Annotated in this window: 9 protein-coding genes; 3 read left to right on the top strand and 6 right to left on the bottom strand. The window is 51.3% G+C overall.

Translation table 11 applies throughout. The annotated features are described in order from the left end of the window. Window positions 1-207 precede the first annotated feature (207 nt). Window positions 208-576, top strand: a complete 369-nt coding sequence (locus tag H5T67_11730) for a hypothetical protein (protein ID MBC7245977.1) — start codon at window positions 208-210, stop codon at window positions 574-576. Window positions 577-1,023: 447 nt separating this feature from the next. Then, on the top strand, window positions 1,024-1,269 hold the full coding sequence (locus tag H5T67_11725) for a hypothetical protein (GenBank protein MBC7245976.1): 246 nt from the start codon (window positions 1,024-1,026) through the stop codon (window positions 1,267-1,269). On the opposite strand, the gene H5T67_11720 is transcribed toward H5T67_11725, so the two are convergent. The 4 genes from H5T67_11720 to H5T67_11705 are packed head-to-tail and all read right to left on the bottom strand — an operon-like array spanning window position 1,266 to window position 4,417. Beyond that, entirely contained in the window at window positions 1,266-2,222 is a 957-nt protein-coding gene (locus tag H5T67_11720; GenBank protein ID MBC7245975.1) for an SPFH domain-containing protein, read from the bottom strand. The two genes, H5T67_11725 and H5T67_11720, sit on opposite strands and share 4 nt — an antisense overlap. Window positions 2,223-2,238: 16 nt before the next feature. Then, window positions 2,239-2,682: a response regulator gene (locus H5T67_11715; GenBank protein ID MBC7245974.1), complete on the bottom strand. Its 444-nt coding sequence runs from the start codon at window positions 2,680-2,682 to the stop codon at window positions 2,239-2,241. Continuing rightward, a complete protein-coding gene (locus H5T67_11710; protein ID MBC7245973.1) occupies window positions 2,683-3,939 on the bottom strand; it encodes a PocR ligand-binding domain-containing protein in 1,257 nt (418 codons plus the stop codon). Beyond that, the gene (locus H5T67_11705; protein ID MBC7245972.1) at window positions 3,932-4,417 is read right to left on the bottom strand and encodes a MerR family transcriptional regulator; all 486 of its coding nucleotides are present in this window, start codon (window positions 4,415-4,417) and stop codon (window positions 3,932-3,934) included. The genes H5T67_11710 and H5T67_11705 overlap by 8 nt, the downstream gene beginning before the upstream one ends. A gap of 206 nt (window positions 4,418-4,623) precedes the next feature. Here H5T67_11705 and H5T67_11700 point away from each other — a divergent pair, with 206 nt between their 5' ends. Further along, window positions 4,624-5,556: a carbohydrate kinase family protein gene (locus H5T67_11700; protein ID MBC7245971.1), complete on the top strand. Its 933-nt coding sequence runs from the start codon at window positions 4,624-4,626 to the stop codon at window positions 5,554-5,556. Here the strand turns inward: H5T67_11700 and H5T67_11695 are convergent. Together H5T67_11695 and clpB are read right to left on the bottom strand one after the other, a co-directional pair. Continuing rightward, complete coding sequence (locus H5T67_11695) at window positions 5,541-8,021, bottom strand: AAA family ATPase (protein ID MBC7245970.1); 2,481 nt, start codon at window positions 8,019-8,021, stop codon at window positions 5,541-5,543. The genes H5T67_11700 and H5T67_11695 overlap by 16 nt on opposite strands. Before the next feature lie 119 nt (window positions 8,022-8,140). After that, complete coding sequence (clpB, locus tag H5T67_11690) at window positions 8,141-10,735, bottom strand: ATP-dependent chaperone ClpB (protein ID MBC7245969.1); 2,595 nt, start codon at window positions 10,733-10,735, stop codon at window positions 8,141-8,143. Between the last annotated feature and the right edge of the window lie 55 nt (window positions 10,736-10,790).

The raw sequence follows: 10,790 nt of genomic DNA, 5'->3' as shown, positions 1-10,790 counted from the left end.
TAGGCCAGATCGGCCATAGGCGGTGCTCCTCCTGGTGCAGTTGTTTCCACAATTCTTTTACCACAGGAGCACCCCCTTTTGTCAAAATCGCCTGTACCACCTGGTAACGATCTGTTGGCGCAAGCACACTTATTACTTGTCAATTCATTATCCTTCCATTATACTTCTGACAAATCACAGCAGCGCTTATCGGAAAGGGGGCAAATCATGAGCCGTTGGCTAGTCAATCCATTGCAGTTCGGTGTGGCGGGTGAAGAAGCAATGGCTAAGGATGTTGAGGTGCCCAAGTTGACCTTGGGCCGGCAGCTAGCGCTATACGCTACCTTGATGTTGGGCAACCTTGCCAGCAGTTTCCTGGAAAGCTATCGCGCCGGGCAAGCCTGGCACCCGAACCTGCTCTCCATCTTGTTTGCAGCAATCGTGGGCATTGTCCTACTGCCCGGCGCCATAGACGCCAATAAACTCAACGGCCAGAAGGAAGAACTGGTGCAGTTTGCCATGGTCTTTACCTATGGCATGGGCTGGCAGACACTGTTGGGAGCAGCGATCACGGCAGCGACGGGCACGGGGATGTAGGAAACAGGGTTGGTGGGGAAAGCACTGTCTACCCGGCCATAGCTGTTGACCGCTGCAATAAAGGGTTGAAGAAGTAGATTGAGGATACCCTTGCTGCCTCGCTTAGGCCAGTAGTTTGATCCGGTTTCTAAAGGGCGCTCGCGTCAGCAATCGCTTCTACTGCGAGGTTGAACTCAATCGGGGTCAGAAACCATTGAAGACATGGCAGTACCTGAGTCACCTCCTTGTTTAGCTTCACTGAATCAGCGCTTAATCTCGCACCTTTTATAGTGCTTACCTTTTGTCTGTTAAATATCTTTGCGCATGCTTTATCGTTTGGACTAACCGCAATCTTTCTTGCCTTCACAAGTTGAATGTGAGGATTTTCAATCCTCCTAGGCAAAATTTGACAAAAACAAAGTATTGTGGTACTCTCTTAATAGAACATATGTTCTATTATGGAGGAAAATGGAACGTCAGATATTCCACAGAGACGATGTACGCAATATCCTGAGGGCTGTTGAAGAAGCAGGGAACGCTCTAGCTACGGAGCAATCAGATCTTGAGTTTATTCGCGGTTATGCCACCGCGCTCAGGTTGATTGCTACTGCCTTTGGCTTTTTTGAAATCATTACGCCAGCTCATGAGCGCGGATTGTCTTTGACCGCGTATTCATTGCAGGCCATTTCTCCAAGAAAGAGGGGAAATGACTAGAGACCTTCTGGCTTGGGAGATTCTGGCTCAGTTTTGGAGGAACTTTCTTCAGACTTAGAGCCATCTATTTGACCCAACAAGGATGTGGAACCTGCTCCTAACGCCTTTAGTGTGTGCAGAATCTCTATAGGTAAGAGAATATGGCTGGCAGGGTTTACGGACATCTTTTCTAGTGCTTCGATGTAACGCTCGGTCAGAACTCCATCCAGCCAGTCGCAGTTCTTCAGGCTCTCTGCAATCTGCCGGAGTCGTTCAGCTTCCCCACCAGCACGGTACTCGACAGTCCTTGCCTCAATTTCTGCCTGGCGCGAATCTTCCAATGCCCGTCTGAGGTGTTCTGGTATTCTCATGTTGAACAATTGGACTGCGACAATGTCTATACCCCAATTCTGCATTGTAGGTTGCAGGATATCTCTGATCCTTTCGCCAAGGTAGGTCCAGCCCTGCATCACCTCATCGCTTGTCATGGTTCCTATCTGCTGGTGCAAAGCGGCTATTGCCTGTTTCGCAACTGCCATTTCCCAGTCAGGTAATCTGTATGCAATTCTGTACACGGCTTCCTCGACGGGCTCCTGTAATTGATACCGCACGAGCATATTGATGCCTATTGCCACACCATCACGGGTAAGTACATCTTTCTCATCACACTCGCAATGCTGCTCGGTGGTCGGGAAGGTGCGGATGTTCTCCAAGAAGGGGAGCGTTACTACTAGGCCAGGGCTGGCTATGCCACAGAATTTACCGCCGCGTTCGACAATTCCTACCTCGCCTGTTCTTACAGTGTAGAAAATATGACGCCTTAGAATCACGATCAGTGCAGCTACCAACGATGGAATCAAGATATAGGTCGACCAGTACCAGAAATCACTTGTTGGAGTTGGCCTAAGTAGATATAAAATGAAAATGCTTATCAACAATATTAGGGTAATAGCAAGCCAACGTCTTAAATCCATTCTAATTATCACTCCTTCAGCGTTTTGCAGATGGATGTTCTTCAGGGCCATGTTCAATCCCGAGTACACGCTCTACAGTTTCTTTAAGCAGAGAGGGTAATACTGGCTTCCGTAGGATAGCTGCAACGTTTTGTTTTTTCAGTTCTTTTAGGATTTTGGGCTCGGTGAGCACACTCAGTACTACTACAGGTTTCTTGATTCCATACAAGTTTCTTATCTGTTGTAATAGCTTTAGACCCGTGTAGCGCCCATAATCTCTTTCTATGGCACCTCTAGGGACAAAGATATCCAGGAGGATGAGATCACATTCACGCAAGCGGTCCAGGTTATCCAGCGCTTCTTTTATTGTGAGAAAGCGTTCTATTTGATATCCCGCGCGTTCCAAGGGCCTCACTACCGGAGCAATGTCTGGGCTATCATCCTCCACCCATGCGATGACTTTGGGGGACTGGGGATTCATCTAATCCTCCTTGAAAGGTTGAGTATAAGGCAGCAGCACAGTAAACGTAGTCAGAAAAGCTGATTTCTGATCCACGCTGCTAACCATGATTTCTCCGTGATGCTTTTCAATAACCCTTTTAACCAACGCGAGGCCACGCCCGCTACCTGGTCTGTACTCATCACGGGTGCGTCGGCCCTGATAGCCGCCCTGAAAAATCTTGTCATACTCGTCTGGGTCAATACCGACTCCAAAGTTCTGAATGCGTAGTTCATAGTACTTTCCAGCGGGTCGTCCCACGATTTGCACCCATCTTGGCCTATCAAAAGCGCCTGTAAAGGAATACTTGATAGCATTGTGCACCAGATTGTGCATCGCTTGCTGCAGATGCTCCTGAGAGGCTTGAATCACTGGAGATCGCCCATTCACTGGTTCCAACTGAATTTTGATAGTGATGCCCCTTTGTTTTGCCTCCTCTTGGTATACTCGTCGGCTCTCATGTACGATTTTGGCTAGAGGCACTAAAGAAAAGCGATAGCTTCCTATGAAATCCCCAAAGCGTTGAATAATCGAATCTAGTGCAATGGTTCTATTCAATACTTCCCGTGCGGCTTCTTTGTATTCCCTTTTGATGTCGCGCTCGCGCAGCAAATCTAGGTACAGATTTTCCGCTTCTGCCAATAGGCCCTGTAATCCAATCTGCAACTCGTGGGTCATATCTTCTTTTTCACGAGCCAAGGCTCTCTGACTGCTGGTTAAGCGATAGTACCAGTTCTCAATTTGGTGCAAGTTGCTTAGTACATCCTTCTCCATGGCTTGCAGATGTACTCGTTTTGTGCGAGCAAACGCCTGACGTAGTTTCTCTTCAGTTTCTTCAGTAATATATTGATGGCGCAAGAACTCTTCATGTCGCGTCAGTGAACGCTGCTCAAAGTCTGGGTCCGCGATTCGCATCTCTCCACAAAGCAGTACAGCTACTCGTTGATTATCTACAAAAATAGGCAGTGCATAGTTATAGAGCCCAGCATGGCACAAGGTTAGGCCTTCCCGTTTGGTGACGCGGACACGATGCCATTCATCACGTTCACAGCATTCAGAGCCACCTGGTAATCCTTGAACAAGCTGGCAGTACTGCTCAAAGTGACTCAAGCTAACGGATCCAAAGACTGAGATATGATCCTCCAGATCAAAAAGCCCAATCGGTAATTGTGTTGAAGAAGCAAAAATGTCCAACAAGATTTTTTGTATTGCCCGATTCGATAGTCCATCTTCAATCATAAGGACTATTTTCGCTCCTCTTTTGGCGAGTGCAGACAACTTTTTCATATAACAAAGAAACAATCTGCACAAAAAGGTCGCTCTCTATTGATAACCATTGCATTTCAATCATAATCAATCTAAGGGTTTCTGGCTCAAGAGATTCGTATTGCCGCAGTTCATCTAATCCTTGTAAGTTGTTTTCACCAAATAAGCGCCGCAAGGAGAGTAATTGACACAAGCATGACTGGAGTCCTGTATCATTCGGGTCCAATTCCCAGTGCTCTCGTATAGCCTGCAAGCGCTTTTGCCAGTTCTGTAGGTGTATGTATCGACGAAGGCAATCAACGTGTTGTTCTGTATAAACGCGCTGGCCGGTATAAGTGCGCTGAGGTTGGGGGATAACTTTTTCCATCACCAAGCGTTGAAGCTCCGAACGGGAGAGCTTGAAAGCCTCACATATCTGGCGTTCCGTCCATTCTTGGTGAAATTCATTCATTATGGTTACTCCTCGGTTTAGGATGTATTTGTGAGGAGGCAGAATTTTTGTTTAACAATTTATCATAGAACAGACTTTTTGTCAAGAGCAAGCGGTTCGAAACATTCTGCTTTTTACCCAACTGTGCGCTATAATCTAGAAAAGTTCCTTGTAATCATTCCTAGTGTGAATCATTTAACCGAATTGATATAAAGTTTGGAGAGCACATGTATACTTCTCATTCTCACATACTCGTCATTGGCGCGGCTAGTGTGGATGTCAAGGGCCGCGCACGGAAGCCACTGCAACTGGGCACATCCGTGCCCGGTGACATTACGCTGAGCATTGGCGGGGTAGGACGGAATGTCGCTGAGAATCTAGCTCGCCTCGGCCAACCAACCATCCTGCTCTCAGTGGTGGGCAACGATCCGTTCGGAGCGCAGATCCTGGAGCGCACAGCCAGCGCTGGCGTGGATGTGAGCAAGGTCATCGTCACCAGCCAGTGTCACTCCGCTGCTTACATGGCCATCTTGGATGAAGCAGGCAGCAAGACCTTTGCCGTGGATGAAATGGAAACAATGCGTTTGATTACACCTGCCTACATCTATGCGCAGCGGAGCCTTTTCAAAGGCGCAGCCATGCTGGTGCTCGATGCCAACCTCTCGCCCTCGGCGCTCTCATCTGCCATCCGCACGGCGAAACGTTACAGTGTGCCTGTAGCGATTGATCCCACCTCTACCACTCTGGCTCCGCGCTTGCGCAAGCACTTGCCTGATTTGGCTATGCTGACGCCAAATATGGCGGAGGCAGAATTGTTGTGTGGGCACCCCATCCGTGGACGCACAGAAGCAATGGCAGCGGTACAAGAGCTGGTGACAAGAGGCGTGGGCATTGCGGTCATCACTCTTGGCGAAGAAGGGCTATGTTATGCCAGTGCCCGTGAAAGCGGTTACATCCCTGCTATTCGCTGTGAAGTAGTAGATTACACAGGAGCAGGCGATGCCCTGACCGCTACCATTGTCTATGGCTTGGTCAACGGCTTTCCGCTCGATGAGGCCATGCGCCTGGGCGTCTCCGCTGCAACCCTCACGCTCAAATGCCCCGATACGGTTTGTCCGGACCTCAGTTTGGAACGGCTATATGATCAACTAGTCATATAAGATGCTGCCGTCGGCGCTGATTCCTTTTCCTTCACTTTGCGGAAGACCACCTCATCGTTCTCGACGTCAATTTGCAGTTCATCGCCGGGTTTCAACTCACCACGAATGAGCTTCTTCGAGAGCGGACTCTCCACCAGGCGTTGCAGTGTACGGCGCAGCGGACGGGCGCCAAATGCAGGGTCATAACCCTTTTCGGCTAACCAATCCCGTGCAATCTCGGTCAATTGAATGTCCAGCCCTTGCTCACGTAGACGCTGGCGGATGTCTTTCATCTGCAGGTCAACGATGCGCTTCATGTCCTCCTTGCTCAAACGCTGGAAGACAATGACTTCGTCAATACGGTTCAGGAACTCTGGGCGGAAGGTCTTTTTCAACGCCTCTTCGATGTTAGCGCGCATCTTTTCCGTTTCGGCTGGCTCCCCAGGTGTGCGGAATCCTAACGTACCTCCACCTTTGGGCATGTACTGCGTGCCAATGTTTGAGGTCATGATGATAACCGTGTTGCGGAAATCAACCACATTGCCCTGACCATCGGTTAAACGGCCATCTTCCAGAATCTGGAGCAGAGCATTCCACACATCAGGATGCGCTTTCTCGATCTCATCGAACAGGATCACCTGATAGGGACGCCGCCGCACGGCCTCAGTTAATTGCCCACCTTCTTCATATCCCACATATCCTGGAGGTGCGCCAATCAGACGAGAGACGGTATGCCGCTCTTGATACTCGCTCATGTCCACGCGCAAGAGAGCATCCTCATCGTCGAAGAGGAACTCGGCTAAGGCCTTGGCCAGCTCTGTCTTGCCTACGCCAGTTGGCCCAAGGAAAATGAAACTCCCAATTGGACGCCGTGGATCTTTCAGACCCGAGCGCGCGCGGCGGATCGCATCCGATATGGCTGCTACGGCCTCATCCTGGCTGACGATGCGCTCATGCAGGCGCTCTTCCATATGTAGCAATTTCTCTGCCTCGGTCTCCAACATGCGGCTCACGGGAATGCCGGTCCAGTCAGAGATAATCTCAGCAATATCTTCTTCGCGTACTACTTCGTCCAGCCCTCGCTCTGCTTTCCAGGCTTCCTTCTTCTCCTTGAACTCCTCCTCTAGTTTCAGACGTTTGCTCTTGTGGATGGCTGCCTGCTCGTAGTTGCGGTTCTGCCAGGCTGCTTCCTCCTCCGCCATCAATTGGCCAATCTCTAGCTTCATCTTCTTCAGATCTTCAGGCAAACTGAAGATCGCGATGCGCAACTTGGATGCAGCTTCATCGATCAGATCAATGGCCTTGTCTGGCAGGAAGCGATCTTTCACATAGCGGTCAGACAGCCGAGCAGCTGCCTCAATCGCTTCATCGCTGATAGCAACCTGATGATGCTCCTCATAGCGTGGGCGCAAGCCCTTGAGCATCTCGATGGTTTCCTCGACGCTGGGCTCTTCGACAAAGATAGGGGCAAAACGCCGCTCCAGTGCAGAATCCTTCTCGATATGCTGGTGATATTCATCCAGGGTAGTGGCTCCGATACAACGCAACTCACCGCGTGCCAATGCTGGTTTGAGCATACTGGAAGCATCAATGGCACCCTGTGCAGCGCCGGCACCAACTACGTTATGCAGTTCGTCAATGAACAGAATGATCTCGCCCTCCGCTCGTTTGATCTCGTCCAGGGCCGCCTTGATCCGCTCTTCAAATTCGCCCCGAAAGCGCGTCCCGGCTACCAAGGCACCCAGGTCAAGTGCGATCAGACGCTTGTTCATGAGCAATTCAGGCACATCACCCGTAACAATCTTCTGCGCCAGCCCTTCGACAATAGCTGTCTTGCCCACACCTGCTTCTCCAATCAAGACCGGATTGTTCTTGGTGCGTCGGCAGAGAACTTGGATAACGCGCATGATCTCGCTATCGCGGCCAATAACAGGATCGAGCTTCCCCTCTCTGGCCAACGCAGTCAAATCTCGGCTGTATTTTTCTAGCGTGCGATAACGGCTCTCTGCTTCTGGGCTGGTCACTCGTTGGCCACCACGGACATCGGGAAGGACGTTCAGCACTTTGCTTCGGGTTACGCCATAGTCATTGAGTATGCGTGCGGACGGACCATCGCGCTCGCTGATGATCGCTAGAAAGATGTGCTCCGTAGAGACATATTCATCCCTCAGCCGCTGGGCTTCCTCATTGGCCAAATCCAAAACACGCTTAACTCGTGGGGTGATGTACACCTGCATCGGACGAGCGCCACTGACAAACGTCTGCATCCTAGGACTGGCTCTGAGCACGTCGTCCAAACGGCTTTTAATTGCTTCTATATTTACGTGAAGCCGTTCCAGTATATCTGGAATTACCCCCTCTGGTTGTTCCAGTAGAGCCAGTAAAATGTGTTCGGTGTCCAACTGACCATGCCGATACCGCTGCATAATCTCGTAAGCGCGGGCTGCAGCATCCTGCGCCTTCTCTGTAAATCGTTCAAAAGACATCATCATTTTTGTCCACTCCTTGTGGAGAGCAAGGCTGGGGGAGTGCTGCGAAGGATTGTGGCGCGTTCTGTCTTTTGCTCCGCTCCTCTCGCGCTCGTTATTGCCTGCTCTCTCACTCACTACACTTTCCTATTAGCGTTAAAGACAAATTCATCGCTCTGGATATCTACAGTGATCACATCTCCTTCCTTGAACTCGCCTTGCAGCAATTTCAAAGCAAGGGGATCCTGTATCCGTCGCTGGATGACTCGTTTGAGAGGTCGTGCCCCATAGACAGGGTCATAACCTTCTTCAGCCAAACGTTGTTTCGCCGCTGGCGTCAGTTCCAGCTTGACCTTACGGTCATTCAGCAGAGCCCCCAGGCGTTGAAGCTGGATGTCCACAATCTGGATCAATTGCTCCATGCCCAGTGAATGGAAGATAATGACCTCATCAATGCGATTGAGGAACTCTGGCCGGAATTGCTGCCCCAGCGCTTCCAGCACACGACGTCGCATTTCTGCCTCATCGCGACCGCCTAATTCCTTGATCCAGTGGCTACCGACATTGGAGGTCATGATGATCACCGTATTCTTGAAATTGACAGTGCGTCCATGCCCATCGGTCAATCGTCCATCGTCCAGCACCTGCAACAACGCATTGAACACCTCTGGATGCGCTTTCTCGATCTCATCAAAAAGGACGACAGAATATGGTCGTCGGCGCACAGCCTCTGTTAACTGGCCACCCTCTTCGTAGCCCACATAGCCTGGCGGCGCGCCAATTAACCGCGCTACCGTATGGCGTTCTTGATACTCACTCATGTCCAAGCGGATCATGGCATCCTCATCGTCAAAGAGGAACTCGGCCAGAGCGCGAGCCAGCTCGGTCTTACCTACCCCAGTAGGGCCAAGAAACAGGAAACTCCCGATGGGCCGGTTCGGGTCCTGCAGGCCGGCTCTAGCCCGTCGTACCGCATTGGCTACGGCAGAAATAGCCTCGTCCTGGCCTACTACGCGCATGCGCAGATTCTGCTCCATGCGCAATAGCTTAGCCTTCTCACCTTCCAGCAGCTTGGAAACAGGGATGCCGGTCCATTTGGAGACAACCTCTGCTACATCCTCCTCATCCACTTCCTGCTTGAGCATGGGTTGTCCACGCTGTATCTCGCGAAGGCGCTGTTCCTGTGCGCGCAGTTCTCGCTCCAGGCTGGGCAAATCCCCATAGCGTAGTTTCGCTGCTTGCTCCAAATCAGCACGGCGCTCCGCTTGCTCAATGGACTGTTTCGTTTCCTCGATGCGCGTCTTGAGTTGCTGGATAGTCTGAATGATTTCTTTCTCCTGCTGCCATTGGGCCTTCATCGCCGTGCTCTTTTCCCTGAGGTCCGCCAGTTCTTGCTCGATCTTCTGAAGGCGCTCCCGGGATGCTTCATCGCCCTCTTTTTTGAGTGCCTGTTGCTCGATCTGCAATTGCATGATGCGCCGCTCCACCTCATCGAGCTCAGCAGGGAGACTGTCAATCTCCATACGCAGTCGTGCAGCCGCCTCATCGATCAAGTCAATAGCCTTATCAGGCAAGAAACGGTCGGTGATGTAGCGGTGCGAAAGTACGGCCGCAGCTACCAGGGCAGCGTCTTGGATGCGCACACCATGGTGCACCTCGTAGCGCTCCTTCAAGCCGCGCAGGATGCTGATCGTCTCCTCCACCGTGGGCTCGCTCACATAGATAGGCTGGAAGCGGCGTTCTAGGGCAGCGTCCTTCTCGATATGCTGGCGATATTCATCTAGCGTAGTTGCTCCAATACAGTGCAATTCTCCGCGAGCCAGCATGGGCTTGAGCATGTTGCTAGCATCCATTGCTCCTTCGGCTGCCCCGGCGCCAACGACCGTGTGCAGTTCGTCAATGAAGACAATGATCTCGCCTTGAGAATCGGTGACCTCTTTAAGCACTGCTTTCAGGCGTTCTTCGAATTCACCACGGTATTTGGCTCCAGCCACCATCGCGCCCAAATCCAGGGCAACGATTCGCTTGTTTTTCAATCCTTCGGGCACGTCGCCACGCACAATGCGCAGCGCAAGCCCCTCGACAATTGCCGTCTTGCCCACGCCAGCTTCACCCACCAGCACCGGGTTGTTCTTTGTGCGTCGGGAGAGCACCTGGATAACACGGCGGATTTCTTCATCCCGTCCGATGACTGGATCGAGTTTGCCTCGCCGCGCCAGTTGGGTCAGGTCGCGCCCGTATTTCTCCAGGGCTTGATATTTCCCCTCAGGATGTTGATCCGTTACGCGCTGTGTGCCGCGGATGCTAGTGAGAGCCTCGTAGATGCGGTTCAGTGTGATACCGTGTTGCTGCAAGATCTCACCAGCACGCCCACTTGACACCAGCACCAAACCCATCAGCAGGTGCTCGGTGGACACATACTCATCGCGCATGGATTGTGCTTGTGCTTCCGCGCGGTTCAGCACGTTCTGCAGCGTTGTGCCAATGCCAACCCGAGCAGCCGCACCATATACTTTGGGGCGCCTCTGCAATTCTTCTTCCAATTGACGCTGCAGCGAGAGTGGCGCAAGGCCCAATTTCGTGATGATTTGCGGCACCACGCCATCTGCCTGCTGCAACAGTGCCAAGAGCAAATGCTCTGGATCTATTTGACTGTGATTGTATTGTAACGCAAGTTCCTGGGCTTGAACCAGAGCTTCTTGCGCCTTTTCTGTATACCGATTCAGATTCATACCAACTCTCCGTAACAAGTAGTCTATTACTTTGTAGATTACTTGTTATTCAATT

The sequence above is a fragment of the Chloroflexota bacterium genome, from assembly GCA_014360905.1.
Classification (GTDB): domain Bacteria; phylum Chloroflexota; class Anaerolineae; order UBA2200; family UBA2200; genus JACIWX01.
Note: the sequence above shows the minus strand (reverse complement) of the source record. Positions and strands in the feature narration are given on the sequence as shown.